Raw genomic sequence first — 18,146 nt, forward strand, 5'->3', positions numbered from 1 at the left:
CTCAATGAGCTGCTTTTTCTTATGCTGAAATTTATTTCTTCACTAGGATTTTTGCCGGTTTGCTTACGTTTCCTGCTTTATCTCTGGCATAGAGGTATATGAAGCCTGTTGCTTTCTTGCTCATCGATATGGTGAATTGCCCCTTTTTTCCAGCTCTGGCTGTGCCGGCAGCTTTTCCTTTATTGACTGCTTTCACAGTAGAAAAAGGTTCAGCTCTTCCTGTGATCTTATTGCCTTTGATGCTTGCTTTTGGTGCAGAAGGAGCCGTTTTATCCTTTACGATGACTTTGGCGGATTTGCTGTTCCTTTTCGCCAGGTCAGTAGTGTGTATATACAAAGCAGAATATGCTTTTTGTCTTGCTATCTTAATCTTGTAGGATCCTTTGCTGTCGCTGACAGCCTGGCCAATAAGTCTTTTGGACGTATTGATAGCCTTGACAGCCAGTCCAGGCTGCGCTTTTCCTGCGATATAGCTGCTTTTGTCAGTGACAGAAGCAACTGTTGGGACAGAAGGAGCAGCTCCTTTTTGCACGTAAACTTTAAGGGTTGTTTTCGCAGCGTGATCCTGAGAAGAGATCGTGACAGAAAGCTGCTGATTTGCTTTTTGGACTGGTACATTTACAGTGAAGCTTCCGTTAGCAGATGCCGCTGATTTTCCAAGCAATTTCGTGCCATTTCTCACTTCAATCAGGGAATTCTTGGCGGCAGTTCCTGTAAGGTGGTTTTCATTATCTTTTATGATTTTGATTTTTGCATGCAGATCGAGATCACTGAGCGCACTGAATGCATTCAGTCTTCCGTAGCCTGTAACAAAATCCCAGCCGGCTGGATTAGGCTTAGCCGGAGGTTCTTCTCCGTCTTCTGAATAATCCATCGAGTCCTGGTTGTCTTTTTCAACAAATGCAACATGGTCAGATGTTTCATGCAGTATTTTTTCGATTTCACTTATTTTTAGAGACGGATTCTCCGCTAATAGCAAGCCGACGGTTGCTGTTACATGTGGAGCGGCCATGGAAGTCCCGTCCATATACGTAACATTTCCATCAGGAAGCAGACTTGGTATGCCAGAGCCTGGCGCAACCAGATCCAGTCCGTCTCCGTAATTTGAATAATCCGATACAAGGTCGAGCCTATTGGTAGCACCTACCGAAATGACATATCTGGACGATGCAGGATAAGATAATTGCGGAAGCCCGTCATTTCCGCTGGCAACGATAACGGGGACATTCTTAGAGTAGGCATATTTAAGCGCATATTCAAGAACTCTGCTGTATTTGCCGCCTAAACTTAGATTAATAGCTTTTGCTCCATGATCAACGGCGTAAATTATTCCATAAGCGACGTTTTCTGTGTCGCCCTGTCCAGATGCATCCAGGACTTTGACTGGCATAATTTGCGCTTTAGGATTAATCCCGCTCATGGAAAAGCCATTATCCTGTGAAGCAGCTATGATTCCTGATACATGGGTGCCGTGTCCGTTGTCATCCATGGTGTTTGTGCTATGATCGATCATGTTTTTCCCTAAATCTGTCCTTACATGTTCTCTAAGATCAGCCAAAGAAGAATCTGTACCGGAATCCACAACGGCGATTACCGTGTCTTTAAGTGTGCGGTGGTGAATCAGATTTTGCAGATAATCATAGTGAATATCTGCATGGGCTTTTCCTTCATTTAATCCCTTGTTTTGAAGAGACCACTGATAAGGAAATTGCACATCTGCAGATAGGGCGCGGAATTTCTGGACGGGCTCGACAAATTCTACTTCCGGCAGCTTTTCGAGCTGTGATGCAGTTAGCGCTGAAGCTGAACTAGCCTGAAGTCCGTTTTGAGCGGCTGTGTCTTTTATATTTAGCTCATACATGTTGCCGAATAGCCGATCGCTGCTGTTAATGGAAGACACAACAGATTGAGCGGCATACCCGCTTGTACTCTTGATATCAGTCAGCTTTTTTCCATCCTTTAGCTTAATGATGTATTTTCCGCTGATAGCCGCTTCAGGAAGGGATATATCCCCGTCTTTCATAACATCTGTAATACGTTCTCCAGCAAGACCTGAAATGTCCACCTTTTGGGCGGCTTCATCCATTTGTTTTTCCAATGATTCCGGAGCTGCCTCATAAGTACTGTCATACAAATTTTGTATGGATTTTTGTTCATTCTTAGAAATAACGTGAGTGCTGTCAGCACCATTCTTATTAAGGTCATCAATGATTGGCTTTAGTATAATCAGATTTTCATAAACTTCATTTCTTTTATCTTTGCTTACGATTAGCTTTGCCGCCAAAAATGGGGAAGCTTTGTAATAAAGAGAAGATAGCTTTCTGCCTTCCTCTGTCTTTGCAAGCGTACCGTCACGGAACAAACGAATGGCAGCCAGCAGGCTGCCCCCTGACTTTTCCTGTGAGCTGCTGAGCTCAACTGGGCACTCGGGCTGTGCAGGCTGCTCGGATGGCGCTAAATTTTCAGGTTTGTATGAAATGGAAAATTCCGCTGTGCCGTCTCCTTCATTTTCCGAAGAATCAAGGGCAGGCACTTCTGATTCTGCTGCTCCCAAATATTCCACTTTTACATAATAGGGATTGGCCCAGGCATATGGGAAGTGAATCTCTGCAGGAGCGTCCTTCCCGGCGGCACCTCTATACAAATCAAATGTGCTGTCCTGTGCGGCTTTTTCGAGACTTGGATAAACCGAAACATTCAGCGTTTTTTCGCTTTTTACTAAAATCTTCGCATGAGAGAACTTTTCACTGTCATCTTTTGACGGTGATATTTTGTACCATTTCACTGCCGGTTTTTCAAATAACCCCGATACATCAGCACCTTCTCCGAGAAGAATGGACTGATTTTCAATTGAAGCATTCGGCATTGCTTCAGCCAAACTACTTACAGGCAGAGTGAAGCCAAAAAACATAATGAATATTATCAAAAATGCTGGAATGCAGCTTGCCTTTTTGTGCAGCAAAATATTTCCTCCTAATCACGCAGATGCTAAATAAACACCTGGAAAATTCCAATACTATACTAAGCTACCATATATAAGATTTTATTCAATTGCTATCTGCCATTTTCATAATAAACAATACGAACTTCCTAGTAGGTAAAAGTGTCTTGTGTAAGGGGCGGTTTCGTAATAAGATAAATATAATTCTTGTAAATGGAATTTATTTCATATTGAACGGATTGGGGAATCTGTAAGGTATTCAGTTTGATGCAGCAAATCGGCAGCTCTCCAAGGACTTCTGGAACTTGAACGGCAATCACTGTTCATATCTCAGGATTACTAGTAAAGGATCAGGATAAAGTTTAACTATATAAACGGGGAGGTGAACATTATGATTTCTGGAGACGGTATTTTCGGTCTATTCGCAATTATTCCCATTTTATTGTATCTGGCCATATTGGTATTCAGTATTTACTTCATCATAGAAGTATTGAAGTTTATGAATGAAAAAACACGGCTGGATCGTGAAAGAAACGATAAACTGGATCAATTAATCAACGCAATCAGTAAGGAAAATAGTCTGTAATACTGGGCGATTCATTTAATGTGAAAAGCTTTTCTTATTGGAGGGGGCAATTTGACTGCTGTCTATGCAAATTGGGGAGAATCAAGAGTTAAATTAACTTGGGAAGAAAACAGCTTACTTCCTCAACAACATTTAATCACTAGTGTGCACGGCTTTTGTTTCCAAGAGAGTAAATTACTATTAGTTGATTTATACCATAGAGGGTGGGACTTTCCAGGCGGCCATATCGAACCTGGTGAAACTCCAGAGAAGTGCTTCAAAAGGGAAGTGATGGAAGAAGGTTATGCCGAAGGAGAATGTAAATTGTTAGGATACATCATCGTTGACCATAGTGAAAATCCTTTATGGGAAGAAAACAGCCCATATCCTAAAATTGGTTATCAAGTGTTTTACAAAATGACTATCACTAATCTCCACCCATTCGAGGGCAAATATGAATCCGCTCAGCGTGTGTTTGTAAGTCCTCATGATGTTTCTGCTTATTATCATGATTGGCACATTCTATACCAGGAAATATTGGATTGTGCTTTACAATAGCAGCCTGGCTATGCAAAAAAACAGCAGCAGTGTGCACTGCTGCTGTTAATAATTTTATTTAGATGCCTTCAAGTTCACATGTGATACCGTATGGTCCTTGCCGACTACAAAATGGATTTCATAGCCTCCGGTCTTGTATATATAGTCTTTTTCCTTTGTTTTAGAGATTGTCAGAATACGGTCTGCCCTGCCAAGCCTTTTAGCCAATGTCTTATTTGTGATACCTCCAAGATTCTGCTGTCTTTCCACGTTTGTGCCAAAATAGCGGATTTCAGCTATCTTGCCGTTTGCATGGTAAGAAAATGCATATCCTCCCTGGCCCATGGTAGCAGTGTATGTGTCAAAATGATTTTTTTTGCTTGCCGGGATTTCAGGCTTTCCGATTTTTTTATATACCTCTGCTCTAGTGGTGATGTTGATTTTAAAATTGTGGACAAGGACAGGCATTTTTCCTGTATGTGCTGATTTATAAAGCTTCATCAATACATTTTCAGCCTTTTTCTGATCAGCAGAAGCAGCAGAAGAAGGCTTCACCGTTTGTGCGTGTGCCGTTTCATTAAATGCAGGGATGGCGGTTCCGATCGTTCCCAAAACAGACCCGGTCAAGACGGCGGCAGCTAGTAAATTCTTTTTAAACATAACTTTATCCCTCCTTGATAGTTATTATTTATTTTCCACAAGGTGAACCGTACTAAACACTGCGTTTCCTTTCAATTATATATAAATGATTTTACAGGATATTACATTGGTGTCATATGAAATATAACGTAAACTCTAAATTTATATTTCAGAAGGATATTAAAGGAGAAGGTGCCGGTGATGCCGAATAAAAACAGTGGTTCTGCAGCTATGGCAAAATGACAGAACGAATCAATAAAGAAGGCGGGAAAGTATGCACTGTAAAGATAAAGAATTAATCATTCGTCCTATTGCTGAAGAAGATATACCGGTATTATGGCAAATGATTTATAGTGAAGAATCTCCAGAATGGAAGAAATGGGATGCTCCCTATTTTGAACACAAGAAGGTTTCTTTTGAAGACTATGAAGCTAATAAGGGGAATATCATCAATAGTGACCGTCTTTGGGCCATTAAAGTTAATGGGGAAATTGTAGGGACAGTCAGTTATTATTGGGAACACGAGCCTTCCAGATGGCTGGAAATGGGAATTGTCCTATATAACCCTTTATCCTGGGGCGGCGGTTATGGTACAAGGGTGCTCCGCCTTTGGATCAATCATTTATTCACTGCCCTGCCGCTTGTTCGGGTCGGTTATACGACTTGGTCGGGTAATGAACGGATGGTTAAGGTGGGGGAGAAACTTGGCATGACTTTAGAAGCAAGGCTAAGAAAGTGCCGGTATTATAATGGAGAATATTATGATTCAATCAGGATGGGTCTTCTGCGTGAGGAATGGGAAGCAAATCCCCTATTTCGTTAATCTGGTTAATATGAAACATGCCTTGAAGGATTCCTCAAGGCATGTTTCACGTTAGGTTTTGCTGCAGTACATTGCTGATTTCTGCACCGAATCTATCGCCTGTGTCCGAAATCATCAGGCACGTAACTTTAACAGTACCTTACAATTAAAATATTAGTGTATCAATAGAATATGCGCCTGCACCGGATATGGCGACAGCAATTGCTGTAACTAGGATGGAAAGATTATACTCATAGCCATTTTGTGTAGACCAATAGCCGTTTGTTCCATGGACTTTAACGATTGCAATCACCATAGTGAGAGCAATCAAAATGCCTGCTAGAGGTGTAAGGAATCCCGCAGCGAAGAATAATCCTCCTGCAAATTCTGCAAGGCCTGCAAAAAGAGCCATTGTTACACCAGGTTTCATACCGATTGAGTCAAACCATCCGCCTGTTCCTTTTAACCCATGGCCGCCGAACCATCCAAATAATTTTTGCGCGCCATGTCCGATAAAGGATAAACCAATCACTAATCGAATCAGCAATAATGCCAAATTTATCATGATATTTTCCTCCAATATTATTTTTTATTAAATAATCTTTAATTCGAGATAAATGAATAAAAAAAGATATGTCTATAAGAAATAGGGCTAGACAAACATATATTTTCAGTCTTGGAATATATCTTGAATTTAATTATCTCGAATATAGTGTAATTATATGCGGGTATCTTAAATGTGTCAATCCTTTTTATTATCGGTTCAGTAAATACTCTTTAGCCAATGGAAATGGAAGAAGAAACGGTCAATGTATGAGACACGGTCAAGAGAGGAAGGGCTTGTAGTAATAAAAAGTTAATATAGCCAGCTGTCTAAAACTTTATTTAGCATAGGTATTAAATTTGAGATATTCCTGCAAAGAGAATTATAATAATAATTGAAATATTCTTTTAATAAGGAGGCTTTCCTTAATGCCTGTTAATGCCAAAATAAAGTATTTCTTAGATAAGATGAAAGAGATGCCGCAAATGCAACTGGATAAAGTATCTCCCGAAGATTATCGGAAAAGGGAGAACCGGGGGCTTGATTTTCAGCAGCAAAAAGAACAGGTCCATGATGTGGAAGATAAGGTACTGCCTCTTATTGGGCGTGATCTTCCGATAAGGATATATACTCCAGAAGGACAGGCGCCGTATCCTGCATTAGTATTCTTTCACGGAGGCGGATGGGTGATCGGCAGTTTAGACAGCCATGATTCTATCTGCCGGACACTGGCTAACTGTTCAGGATGCAAGATTATTTCTGTTGACTACCGATTGGCTCCTGAAAATAAATTTCCGGCTGCAGTAAATGATGCATATGATTCGCTTGTAAGGATTGCTTCTGAACATAAAGAATTTGGAATTGATCCTGCACGGATTGCTGTAGGCGGGGATAGTGCTGGCGGAAATCTGGCCGCTGTAGCGTGCATTATGTCAAAAGAACGCAGGGGTCCGAGCATCATACATCAGCTGCTTATTTATCCTTCTACAGGATATGAGGAAGAGCCGCCTTCCATTCAGGAAAACGGGGAAGGGTATTTATTGACAGGGGAAATGATGCAGTGGTTCAGAAACCATTACTTCACCCGCGATGAAGAAATCAATAATCCTTGCGCTTCTCCGGTGTTATATCCTGATTTGAGCGGATTGCCGCCTGCATCCATATTTACGGCAGAGTATGATCCGCTACGTGATGTTGGCAAGGCATATGCAGAAAAACTCAGGGCCAGCGGAGTACCTGTGTTTTATAAAAATTACAGTGGCCTGATTCATGGATATGCAAACTTTGCCCCGGTGGTGCCAGAGGCAAAAGTGGCGCTGGAGGAAGCTGCATTAGAGCTGCATCATGCTGTCAAAATATAGAATGCCGGACCTTGGCATCAGAAGGTGCTGAATGAAACGCCAGATTTGAATTGCATCCCATTGTTAATTCTTATCAGAGAATGGGATGCAATACATATTTCCTGGCGTTATTTTCTACGCATCATAGCAGAAGAATGCTTTATTTTTTTAATTTACGGGCTGTGCGCCAGCCGGCATATATTGCAATTATCAGGCCGCCGAGTGTGTCCGCAATCAAATCTGTCATTGTATCCGTATTTCCGCCGCCCTGCAGGGACATCCCGAAAAACTGATCAGAGCTAAATTCATATATTTCCCATACAACCCCGCCGAGTGCAGCAAAGGATACAGTATATAAAAAGACGAACCAGGCTGAAATGCTTTCTCCTGCGCCTCTGTGCAGAAGCCTCTCGTATAAAGCGATTCCTGCAAAAGCCAGAATTCCCCCGCTGATAAAATGCAAGAAGGTGTCCCACCAACCCAGGCCGTACCATCCTGAAATGGATCCTAAAAATTGGGATCCGAATAAGAAAATCAGATAGGAGATTGTAATGGGCAAGTTGAATTTCAGCTTTGTGAATAATGATAAAAGGAGCGGAATGGCCCCGCAGACTACTCCTCCGATTGCAACTAAATATTTAAATGATTCTCCGCTTTGATAGTAATGGAAAAATAAAATGGCCATGAACAGAACATACAATAAACTTAGTGCCAATACGAGCTTTCGATTCATTCTTTTCACCCCGGTTTTTTGGTTTTTATGCTGAAATAAATCGCTGTCAGAAGGCCTCCAGCCGTACCGCAAAGCAAATCATACATCGTATCCCGATTACCGCCTCTTTGCATCGTATGGGTGAAAAAACGGTCTCCTGCAAATTCATAAATCTCCCAAATTACGCTTGCTGTGACTGCCAATGAAAAAATGAATATAAACGGAATCCATTTAGATACATCTCTCTGACTCCGCACGGGAACAAGGAATTCGAAAAGAGATATTGCAATAAACCCCATAAGCAGTCCTTTATAAAAATGAAGTGTTGAGTCCCACCATTTATATTTCATATAAAAAGATAAAATTGATCCAAGGTAGGTTGTGCAGAACAGAAAAATATAATAACTGATGAAAATGGGAACAGAAAAGGGATTTTTTTTTACGAAAAGCATGAAAAGCGGCAGGGCGCTGACTGCAATCCCTCCAAGAGCTACCTGCCACCGGGAAGAATCGTCCTTAATGAGGTAAACGATAAATAAAATGAGCATGAATAAGCTCAAAACCAAACTTAAAATTAGGATCAATTTATTCTTCAATATTTCACCCCATCACCCTGATTTCTCTTTAATTATCTCCAAATCTGCAAAAACCATTCTTAGGCAATTTACTTCATGCTGCTATGAGCAAAAGTGGAGGAGAAAATTAATTTATCAAGACACGGTCTACATTAGGGCAAAATAAATAAAGTGCTTTCATAATAATGGACATTCAGCAGCGATATTGTTTTATTGCATGATATGCTGTACCAGGAAAAATGGCACCATTTTTCATTTTTTGGGCAAGCTAGTTTTTGGAGGTGCAGAAATTGACGCTTATACGATTAGGGTACGTAGCCATGAGCATGCATGTTAAAAATTGTTCTCCTTCGCAGACCATGACTTTTTCACAGTTTTCAAAGATTAAAAATAAAGAGGCAGCTGTAGAAAAGCTTGAGAGGATCGCCAATTCTAATCTCCGCAATTGCCTGAGATTATTAAGGCATAACCAAGTGCATGATATTTCTTTTTTTCGGTTAAGCTCTAAGCTTATTCCGCTTGTAAACCACCCGGAAATACCTGAGTGGAATTATATGAATCCGCTGATGGATGAGTTAAGGGAAATCCGGAGCTTTCTTGAAGAGCATCCTGAAACAAGGGTGGATTTTCATCCTGATCATTTTGTTTTATTGAATTCTGAGGATAAAGGGGTGCTTATGTCAGCTGTCAAAACACTGCGGATGCACCGGCTATTGCTAAAAGGGATGGGGATAGACCCGGAGCATCGATGCGTCCTGCATGTAGGGGGCGGATATAACAATCATGAAAAGGCACTTGAACAGTTTATTCATAATTGGGGAATGATATCAGCGGGACTGCAGGAAATGATCATACTTGAAAATGATGATACAACCTTCAGCCTTTCAGAAACCCTTTATCTTTGTGAGAAGCTGGGCATACCCATGGCGTTTGATTATCATCATTTCCTGGCCCATCACGATGAGGATGAAAGCTGGGAGGATCAATGGGACAGGGTTATAGGGACGTGGAGCCATTCCAAACTGCCTCCAAAGATGCATATATCAAGCCCGCGTTCACCCAGCCAATTCCGTGCGCATGCAGAATATGTAGACAGCAGCATGTTCCTGGATTTTCTGAGAAAAATAAAAGGAAGCGTCCCCCAGCTTGACTGTATGATTGAGGCAAAGCAAAAGGATGACGCCCTTTTTCATTTAATGAAGGATCTGGAGAATTACGAAGAAATTGAAATTGTGGATGGCGGAAGCTTTTTAATAAAATAAGAGAGGAAGGCCGAAAAGCCATTCATCTCTTCATTGGCATAGGGCTTAAAAGTGATGGGCAAAGATCGGTTCTATGCATAGCAGGACACACAGGACATACGAAATAAGAGATGTTTTTTTGACAGCTTCCTGGCGCTGTATCCCGATGCCCATCCCGTAAATTGCAGTTTGTTTCTGTATAAAACGAATAAGAAAATAAAAATGGCTGCTCCTAAAAACCAAACATCATACTGCCTATCTGCTCCTAGTACAGAATAAAAAGCGTTCAGCAAGGCGTACAGAAGGCCTCCGCCAAATAAAAAAATAATGATTATCCTCAAAAGCTCAAGCAAGACTCTCATGGTACTCCTCCCCGTGTAAAAGAATCACGATAACTTTAACATAATTTTACATTTGGTTAAAGCCTTTAATCCGGCTTTTCGGGGAGATTGTACTCCTATAGATTTATATGTTTGTTTTTTCCTTTTGATATTTGAAATATGCCATACAGTGCCAAGCCTATAGAAACAATGCCCAGCATCCAGGGGCCGTAGCTTTGCTGCAGAATTTTCTCAAGCGCTCCATCTAAATTGGTAGGATTATGCGGATTGCTCGTGATGGCCATCCTGATTACGAAGTAACCCAGAAAACCAAATACTGCTCCTCTTGAAACCATGCCGATTTGTCCGGATTTTCTCGTTGCCTGAATTTCCTCTTTACTCATTTCCTCAAGCTTGAATTGCTTCATAAAATTCCCCTTAAACCCGGAGAAAATCGAGTAAATCCCGTAAATAATAATGCCTGCCCCAATCATGCCAATCAGCCAGGGTCCATAATCTTGAGCCAGGATTCTCGCTGTCCATGCCTTTTGTGCGCTGCTTGACTGACCGGCGTGAATGGCAAGCTTAATTGCCTTTGCTGCCAAACCGATGTAGATGATACAGGAAATTACATTGCCGGCTTTGCTGAGGCTGCCTTTCATAGGGTCATCTTTAATAGTTTGAAGTTCGAAAATTTGAATGAGAAGCCAAAGGATGTATCCGGCTAACCCAATGCCGATTAGCCAAAGAAGAACTTCTCCATATGGCTTCGCGGCAACTGCCGCCAATGCCCCATTCGTTCCTTTAGCTTTTGATCCCGCCCCGCATGCTGCCAGAAGAGATAATGCCCCGACTAAGATAAAATTGGTGCCCTTTGCCATGAAACCTGCTCTGGCGGCCTTTCTCGCCCAAGGCTTCATGTGATGAGCCGTTTTTTTAGCATGATATTTTGCATCAGCTTTTGAATGGATGCCAATCATTATCATTCTCCTCCCGCAGATTTGTCTGCTACTTCTTTTATTTCCCGCCTGGCTGATTTAAAAACGCATTTGACCCTTCCTATTTATGGAGGTTCTAAGTAAATACCTTAATAAAACATAAAAAGTTTTTACAATTCTTGGAAAAAGTAAGATGCTGCCTGTTAAAGCAGGATAAGGTACAGCCATCCATTTCCGAAGGCTGGCTGTACCAATCGGAGTTTTACGGGCAGTCCGCCACCTTTTAAAATGCCCAATTATATGATTTTTGAAGGAGTTAAGAGTATAAGAAGGCAGGCACATTCCGGGTTGCCTGCCTTCTTTGTTTTTTCTGGTTCAGCAGTACATTCGGCTAAAAGGTAAACAGTTTGGATACTAATAGATAATGGTATGTGAGAGTGGTGAGTCTCATTTTGTTCTTTTCTAAAGACTTATTGTTAAAATAAAAGGAACCAAACTATAAAATAAGGAGTTTTAAATTCATGGGGAAGAATAATAAAAAGAAAAAACAAAAAAACATAGTCAGGTACAGCCATGTAAAGGATCACGAAATTATAAAGATGGGTGATTTTAATATTGCCATTGACACAAAAGAAGAAGCAGGAAAAACAGTCCCTATTCATGGAGAAGAAACCACCATTTGCATAGCCCAGATAGCCGGAACGAAAAAATGGTCTTTATGGGAAGAAGCGGCTGGCCGCCAATTTCTGTCCACTGAGCGATATGAATCTAAAGAGGCGGCACTGAAAGCTGCTGATACTATGGTTAATCAATCAAGGGAAATTTACAAGCATATCATTAAGTCCATTGAAGGGTGATTAATGGTCATTTTGGCATCTAATTTCGCTGTCCATTCTCCTGCAGAGGTTCCTGCGCTTTATTAATATTATTACTGGAATAACTTATTTATTTTTTTTAAAATGTTAAAATCCTTTGGTGTTTTTCCATTGCAGGAAAACATTGACGTTAAATTGTAAGGTAAATGAAATCTATAGAGCTGTTTATTTTGCTAAAATAATATGTTAGGAGTCTATCTTTTTCGTTTATCAAATTGGTGTTTATTTTACAGTTAAAGAAGGTAATGGATTGGTAAGGACAGTTCACTGCAGTATATGGCGGGGAGCTGCGAAAATATATTACATTAACATGGCGGGGGACAGAAATGATTTCAGAAAATTTATTAATAAATAAGAAATTTTATGAAACATTGATTGGGGAAAGCGAAACAGCACATCCCATTCAGATTTTGGGAGAGGCGTATCTAGAGCGGCAAAAAACTGATGTGCCGGAGCTTGCTTCCATACGGTTTGCACAGGGGGAAGTGTACTTTCACTCTAAAGACTATGAAACGGCAGTTTTTAAATGGGAGAACATTGATTCTGAATTAAGTTCATGGGCAAACAAAAACATAGCTGATGCCTATTATGAGCTTGAAATGCTTTCCATGGCTGAAGAAAAGTATAAGTCCATTTCAACGGACGACCTTGTGCTAAGGGCAGAAGTCGCTCTTCAGCTTTTTTCACTATACATAGAAGAAAAAAGGTTCGACCTGGCTTCAAAAACAATTAAAGATGTTGTCTCGTTTTATCCGGATTATCCAAATGTCTCAGAAGTGGCGCGTGCCTTTTTTGAGGAGCAGCAGGATTGGAACAGCGGCATAGAGCTTGCGATGAGCGAAAGTATGCGTACAGGATACCTTCATTGGTTCGATGTGCTTCTAGACTATATCGACAGCGGATATACGGAAGATCTGCCTCCTGATTATTTCCTGCCGATGCTGAAGTCGCTTTATGATGCGGACCGGAACCGATTTGAAAAAGTTGTGCTCTCATTATGGAGTATATACAGGAAACAGGATACTTACTTTGCATGGCTTGCGTCTATTAACTCTCTTATTGCTGAAGCTGAAATCAATCAGTTTGATTCCTGGACAGATTTATCGCAGGTTTATCAAAGAACATACCTGGAGCTGATTGACGGAAGCTATTTGATTAAAGACATACAGATTACAGTTCCTCAGGTATTAATGAATTGGCTGAAGCTTTCAGAAGGTCAAAACGCCTTATTTGCAGCTGCTGCTGTTCTCTCATGGAGCGAGAATTTTCAAGGCAGCATCCCAGACAGCATGGCCCATGACGCCGAAACGGTATTAATGAAGTCAAGAAAACACCCGGATTCGCTTCGCGAAAGCAAAGCTCTCTTTGAAAACATCCTCCATTGGGCGAGCAGGCATGAACTGCAAATCGGGGAGAAAACCAAGTGGATGGCAGATCTCCTTTCAAATATTCAAACCCAGCAGATTCTTGTTGCAGGAACTGGAGAGTCAGATAAATCGCTGTTTGTTAATTTTCTGAGCGGTGAAGAAATTACAAAGCCAGACTCATCTGTTTTTACTTCAATAAGTGATAGCGACATAGCACAAATCACCGAGATATCACCAAGCGGCATTATTCCGCTGGATGAATTAGAAGCGATTTCTCTCAGCCGGCGTCAGCGGGATTCTGTATTTGAGGTAAAATTCCCTTCTGAGTTTCTGCAGAGCCAATCAATGGGGCTGATTGATACACCCGTATTAAACGGACAGGCAGGCATAAGGGAAGAATTGCTGGAAAGCACACATGCGGCGGATGGAATACTTTTTGTTCTCGATGCAAGTGCTCCGTTTACGGAAAGAGAACGAACGATTTTGCTTGATATTAAGAAAGAGTCCCCATATCAGCACATCCACTTTATCCTAAACAGGATGGAGAAGATTTATAACGAACAAGATGCAATTCGGATACTGGAAGAAACCACAGCCCGAATCCGCGAGTATTTTCCTGCAGCTTCTGTTTTGGCATGGTCCGCAAATTACCAGGGCCAAAAACAGCTGAATGATCTTACAGATTTCCTTGCCTATGGATTCCCTAAGGGAAATCTGGCTGAGGAGCGGACAGAACGGATTTTATACTTTACCAGAAAAACATTATGTGACCTGCTGGAAAGACGAAGAGACATGGAGAATGGCTATATAGATTCTATTCAATGGAATGAAGAAATGGCCGTGAAGCTTAATGGTGCCATTAATCAGCTTCATGATAATGAAAAAGAAAAAATGAGAATACTTAAATCATCCTACAGGGCAATTAAAGAAGAAGTGAAAAATGATCTGACCACTGAAATTCCGAAAATACTGCGCAAATGTGCAAATCTTTTGAATGAAGACAGTGATTTCCGCCGTGTGCATATTGATTTGAATGATGCCATGAACTCGAAAATTCAGGAATTTATTAATCAGACGGTATCTCCTAAATTTTATCGGAGTCTGCAGGAATGGATTTCTGTTTCGCAGGAAGAGTTTTCTCAAAGCCAGTTTTATCTTGAGGAAATGTCAGATGGCTTTAACGCCTTGTATGGAGATGACCGGATTCAACTGGAGTGCGACTTCAAAGTTCTGGATGACTGGAGACGCGATGCAGACCGGATGACAAGCGGGGTTTATAGCGATGAAGTCAATATTCTAATGCGGCATACTCCCTCACAGCTTCTTCTTAAAGGAGCAGGAAAGCTGTTAGGTGCCATTGCCCAAAATAAGGCTGCACTGTATACAAGATATAAAAAATTCCTTGAAACGATGGATTATGATGATGTAGCAGAGAGCATTGCAAAAAAATATCTGTCACAGTTTGATTTGTTTGAAAAATCATTAGACCGTGATATTTCCCTATTCTTCAGATACCCTTTGAATGTTTTAAACCAAGCGGTTACCGCATCTCATAAAGAAATCAAGGAAAGCCAGGAAGCTCTTGATAAAATGAGAGAAAACCCTGAAGTATATCTGGATCCCATTACATTATTTGAGGTTAAGCTGCGTCAATATGAATGGATGATGAATGCAGGCAAATAGAAAAAACGTTTCCGCAAATTGCGGAAACGTTTTTTTTGTTGGATGACCGTATTGTCATAACTCCGTTTTTATTAATCAGCCAGCCTTCTCACATAAAGTCTTTGGTACTCAGGAACGGGCTTTGCTTCAAAAAATACTATTGTTTAAAGCGCTGTATATCCTTTCTTTCCTGATAATTGTCATCTTCGAGTATTCCCATTTCTTTAATGAACCTCCGGGATTGCTCATTTCCCAATTTATAAATCATGGCGTAGATATCCTGAATCGTCCGGTCATATTTCCCGTTTTGAGAATCCTTGTGATATTCCTCATAAGGAATATGTGAACGGACATATGTTTTTATGTCAGCCGTATGATTTTTTTCGAGATAGCTTTTTAGTTCATTTACTTCACTGTCGTTTGCTTCAATGACAAAACTCGGATTTTCTTCTCCGATAGACTCAAGAAGCACATCTCCGCCAACAGAATCCACATAGTACGTTCTTTTTTCAGAATCCATTACATCCATCTCCTTTTTCCTTTTCTTACCTGTTCTCTACCACAAATTAAATCAAAATAACCCTAAATCAGCCGAAGGCAAAAGATTATAAAATAATGGATAAAATAGGCTTAATTTACATGATATAATTTATTTAGGCTGTTTTCGTAAACTTTGTTGCTATGGAGCAATGGGTTGATTTCCGCTTCAGGATGCTCACTTTCCGCTAATCTAAGCAGGAGTCTCGCGCCTTTCGCTCCAATCAGCCCCATTTAATAATGAGATTGCCTCACAACATTAAAAAACAACAATCTTTAAGAAAAGAGCCTTTATTTATTAATAATCCCTGATACTAGCAGATTTTAAAATCATCGCAGCGGGACACATAATTGGGAGGACATCGCATGAAAAAAGCAGGTTTATTATTGGTTTCACTGGCTCTACTGACAGGGTGCACATCAAAAGTATACAGCAGCAATATGGAGCTTGGGAAAGACCAGCTGAAGGATGGCCATTATCAGGAAGCTTCTGAAGCCTTCAGTAAAGCATTTAAGGATAATCGGACAAATGAGGCAAAAGAGCTTATGAAGGCTTCAAAATATATGGAAGAAGGCACAAAGGCTTTTAATGAAGGAGACTTTAAGGTCTCGGTTTCTTTCTTTAAAAAGGTTCTGGATATGAAGGCAGAGCAGCAGGAAGACAAGGACCTTAAGAAGGAAGCAAAGGACTGGATGGAAAAAGGTGTTCTTGCAGACAAACAAAGCACTGAACTGAAAGCCCAATTAAGTGATGGGCTAACAGCCCTGAATCAAAAAAAATTCGATGAAGCAAGCAAACAGTTTCAGGAGGTTGCTGAGAAATCAGCGGATCCTGCACTTAAAGAAGAAGCCAATGCTCTGATCAAACAGACCACTGACCAAAAACAGGCTTACAGTAAAACAGCATCCAGCCAGCCTTCAAAAGATACGAATGACTCAGTAAAGGAACAGGCCGGTTCTAAAGAAGAAGAACAAAAGCAGCCGGCAGCGGAAGTCCCTAAGAAAAAGGAAAATCCAGCGCCAAAACAGAATGAGCCTAAACCTTCCGCAGGCAAGAAAAACGATGACAAGCATAGCCAAACGGCTAAAAGCCTGACACACAGCGAAGCAGAGAAGCTAGTGAAAAGCTTTTTGCACATGGAGAATTCTTCAAATATCAAAGCACACTATGATCATGACGCAGATAATGGGGATTACATCATCCATGTATTTGAAGTAGTCATCGATGATCCTAAAACCAAGGAAGGGCATACAGCCACATGGGGATGGTATGGAGTGAACCCTAAGACTAAAAAGGTTTATGAGGCCATTTAAATGGCTTAAATAATCCTTTATAGCTTGATGCACAATCTTTGTTAAAGGCACTTTTTTAAAAGATTGTTGTTTTTTAATAAGTTCTGCGAGGCGATCCCATTGTTAAGCCAGGTTGATTGGAGTGTAAGGTGCGAGACTCCTGCTTAGATTAGCGGGACATGTGAGACCCCGCAGGTATTGCTGAGGAGGCTCGCCGCCCGCCCCGCGGAAAGAGAGCCTCCTGGAGCGGAAATCAACCCATTGCTCCATAGCAACAAAGTTTATGAAAACAGCCCCTTTGCTAATACAATACCAAGTGCCTCAGCACAGACGGGTTTTGCAGGAAATAAAGGGCAGATCAGCGAACTTCTATTATGATTGCTGCTTTAATCAGAAAGGAGACTGAAATATGGCTGAACAATATCCAATCCTAAAAGGAGCAGAGCCGTTTTATTTTGAAGGAAACAGGACGGGCATTCTCATATCCCATGGTTTTACAGGCACGGCCCAAAGTATGCGGCCAATTGCGGAGGCTTATGCTTCCACAGGGTATACGGTATGCTTGCCAAGGCTTAAAGGACATGGCACCCATTATGAAGATATGGAGTCAACCTCACGCGGCGACTGGATGGCTTCCGTGGAAGAAGGGTATCAATGGCTGAAAAAGCGCTGTGACAGGATCGCAGTCACTGGTCTTTCCATGGGAGGCACGTTGATTCTATATCTTGCAGAAAAACACCGTGAAATTGAGGCTGTGATACCAATCAATGCAGCAATAGATCTGGAAAAAATGGGCGCAGGGAAGGATTTAAGCAATACAAGGTATTTGGATGCTATTGGTTCGGATATTAAGAATCCGGCTGTTTCAGAGCTCGCTTATGAGAAAACACCTGTAAAATCACTGATGGAGCTGGTTTCTTTAACAGATGAAGTGAGAGCGGAACTTAGCCGTATATCATGTCCCGCACTTATTTTTGTATCCGAGGAGGACCATGTAGTGCCACCGGATAATGCTGAAGTTATTTATGAAGGCATTTCTTCTGAGGAGAAGAAGATTGTGACTCTTCAAAACAGCTATCATGTGGCAACGCTGGACTTTGACCAGACCCTGATCATTGAAGAGTCGCTGGCCTTTATAGAAAAAGTCTGCAGTCAAACATTGCATGAATAATGTTGGCAATTTGAAAGAGACATTCCTGTCTCTTTTTTTCATGCGCTGCGAAGGATAAATTATTTGCTAATCTTCGATGATAGTCTT

At 41.1% G+C, this 18,146-nt stretch carries 17 protein-coding genes; 9 read left to right on the forward strand and 8 right to left on the reverse strand.

The window, feature by feature from the left end; all coding sequences use genetic code 11:
* Nucleotides 1-31 precede the first annotated feature (31 nt).
* Complete coding sequence (locus ACN6MY_RS05045) at nucleotides 32-2,962, reverse strand: S8 family serine peptidase (RefSeq protein ID WP_419883008.1); 2,931 nt, start codon at nucleotides 2,960-2,962, stop codon at nucleotides 32-34.
* 370 nt (nucleotides 2,963-3,332) lie between these two features.
* Between ACN6MY_RS05045 and ACN6MY_RS05050 the strand changes: the two genes are divergently transcribed.
* Together ACN6MY_RS05050 and ACN6MY_RS05055 are read left to right on the forward strand one after the other, a co-directional pair.
* A complete protein-coding gene (locus ACN6MY_RS05050) occupies nucleotides 3,333-3,527 on the forward strand; it encodes a hypothetical protein (protein ID WP_419883009.1) in 195 nt (64 codons plus the stop codon).
* Nucleotides 3,528-3,578: 51 nt separating this feature from the next.
* Nucleotides 3,579-4,064, forward strand: coding sequence for an NUDIX hydrolase (locus ACN6MY_RS05055; RefSeq protein WP_419883010.1), 486 nt, complete (start codon nucleotides 3,579-3,581; stop codon nucleotides 4,062-4,064).
* A gap of 54 nt (nucleotides 4,065-4,118) precedes the next feature.
* Here the strand turns inward: ACN6MY_RS05055 and ACN6MY_RS05060 are convergent, their stop codons facing one another.
* Nucleotides 4,119-4,703 (reverse strand): YjgB family protein, encoded by a 585-nt coding sequence (locus tag ACN6MY_RS05060; RefSeq protein ID WP_419883011.1) that lies wholly within the window; start codon nucleotides 4,701-4,703, stop codon nucleotides 4,119-4,121.
* Nucleotides 4,704-4,956: 253 nt separating this feature from the next.
* Here ACN6MY_RS05060 and ACN6MY_RS05065 point away from each other — a divergent pair, with 253 nt between their 5' ends.
* A complete protein-coding gene (locus tag ACN6MY_RS05065) occupies nucleotides 4,957-5,505 on the forward strand; it encodes a GNAT family N-acetyltransferase (RefSeq protein WP_419883012.1) in 549 nt (182 codons plus the stop codon).
* Between the two features lie 145 nt (nucleotides 5,506-5,650).
* Here the strand turns inward: ACN6MY_RS05065 and ACN6MY_RS05070 are convergent, their stop codons facing one another.
* Nucleotides 5,651-6,049 (reverse strand): DoxX family protein, encoded by a 399-nt coding sequence (locus ACN6MY_RS05070; protein WP_419883013.1) that lies wholly within the window; start codon nucleotides 6,047-6,049, stop codon nucleotides 5,651-5,653.
* 407 nt (nucleotides 6,050-6,456) lie between these two features.
* Between ACN6MY_RS05070 and ACN6MY_RS05075 the strand changes: the two genes are divergently transcribed.
* Complete coding sequence (locus tag ACN6MY_RS05075; RefSeq protein WP_419883014.1) at nucleotides 6,457-7,389, forward strand: alpha/beta hydrolase; 933 nt, start codon at nucleotides 6,457-6,459, stop codon at nucleotides 7,387-7,389.
* Between the two features lie 139 nt (nucleotides 7,390-7,528).
* On the opposite strand, the gene ACN6MY_RS05080 is transcribed toward ACN6MY_RS05075, so the two are convergent.
* Together ACN6MY_RS05080 and ACN6MY_RS05085 are read right to left on the reverse strand one after the other, a co-directional pair.
* Complete coding sequence (locus ACN6MY_RS05080) at nucleotides 7,529-8,101, reverse strand: hypothetical protein (protein WP_419883015.1); 573 nt, start codon at nucleotides 8,099-8,101, stop codon at nucleotides 7,529-7,531.
* Nucleotides 8,102-8,106: 5 nt separating this feature from the next.
* Nucleotides 8,107-8,676 (reverse strand): membrane-spanning protein, encoded by a 570-nt coding sequence (locus tag ACN6MY_RS05085; RefSeq protein ID WP_419883016.1) that lies wholly within the window; start codon nucleotides 8,674-8,676, stop codon nucleotides 8,107-8,109.
* 269 nt (nucleotides 8,677-8,945) lie between these two features.
* On the opposite strand from ACN6MY_RS05085, the gene uvsE reads away from it, so the two are divergent.
* Nucleotides 8,946-9,917, forward strand: a complete 972-nt coding sequence (gene uvsE, locus ACN6MY_RS05090; RefSeq protein WP_419883017.1) for a UV DNA damage repair endonuclease UvsE — start codon at nucleotides 8,946-8,948, stop codon at nucleotides 9,915-9,917.
* Nucleotides 9,918-9,988: 71 nt separating this feature from the next.
* On the opposite strand, the gene ACN6MY_RS05095 is transcribed toward uvsE, so the two are convergent.
* Together ACN6MY_RS05095 and ACN6MY_RS05100 are read right to left on the reverse strand one after the other, a co-directional pair.
* Nucleotides 9,989-10,258, reverse strand: coding sequence for a hypothetical protein (locus tag ACN6MY_RS05095; RefSeq protein WP_419883018.1), 270 nt, complete (start codon nucleotides 10,256-10,258; stop codon nucleotides 9,989-9,991).
* Nucleotides 10,259-10,353: 95 nt separating this feature from the next.
* Complete coding sequence (locus tag ACN6MY_RS05100; RefSeq protein ID WP_419883019.1) at nucleotides 10,354-11,196, reverse strand: DUF1206 domain-containing protein; 843 nt, start codon at nucleotides 11,194-11,196, stop codon at nucleotides 10,354-10,356.
* Nucleotides 11,197-11,675: 479 nt separating this feature from the next.
* Here ACN6MY_RS05100 and ACN6MY_RS05105 point away from each other — a divergent pair, with 479 nt between their 5' ends.
* Complete coding sequence (locus tag ACN6MY_RS05105) at nucleotides 11,676-12,011, forward strand: hypothetical protein (RefSeq protein WP_419883020.1); 336 nt, start codon at nucleotides 11,676-11,678, stop codon at nucleotides 12,009-12,011.
* Nucleotides 12,012-12,355: 344 nt separating this feature from the next.
* Nucleotides 12,356-15,079 (forward strand): GTP-binding protein, encoded by a 2,724-nt coding sequence (locus tag ACN6MY_RS05110; RefSeq protein WP_419883021.1) that lies wholly within the window; start codon nucleotides 12,356-12,358, stop codon nucleotides 15,077-15,079.
* Between the two features lie 136 nt (nucleotides 15,080-15,215).
* Here the strand turns inward: ACN6MY_RS05110 and ACN6MY_RS05115 are convergent, their stop codons facing one another.
* Nucleotides 15,216-15,578: a hydrolase gene (locus ACN6MY_RS05115; protein ID WP_419883022.1), complete on the reverse strand. Its 363-nt coding sequence runs from the start codon at nucleotides 15,576-15,578 to the stop codon at nucleotides 15,216-15,218.
* Nucleotides 15,579-15,961: 383 nt separating this feature from the next.
* Here ACN6MY_RS05115 and ACN6MY_RS05120 point away from each other — a divergent pair, with 383 nt between their 5' ends.
* Nucleotides 15,962-16,909 (forward strand): tetratricopeptide repeat protein, encoded by a 948-nt coding sequence (locus tag ACN6MY_RS05120; RefSeq protein ID WP_419883023.1) that lies wholly within the window; start codon nucleotides 15,962-15,964, stop codon nucleotides 16,907-16,909.
* 388 nt (nucleotides 16,910-17,297) lie between these two features.
* Nucleotides 17,298-18,059, forward strand: a complete 762-nt coding sequence (locus ACN6MY_RS05125) for an alpha/beta hydrolase (protein ID WP_419883024.1) — start codon at nucleotides 17,298-17,300, stop codon at nucleotides 18,057-18,059.
* Nucleotides 18,060-18,146: the final 87 nt, after the last annotated feature.

This window comes from Peribacillus sp. B-H-3 (genome assembly GCF_048572925.1).
GTDB lineage: Bacteria > Bacillota > Bacilli > Bacillales > DSM-1321 > Peribacillus.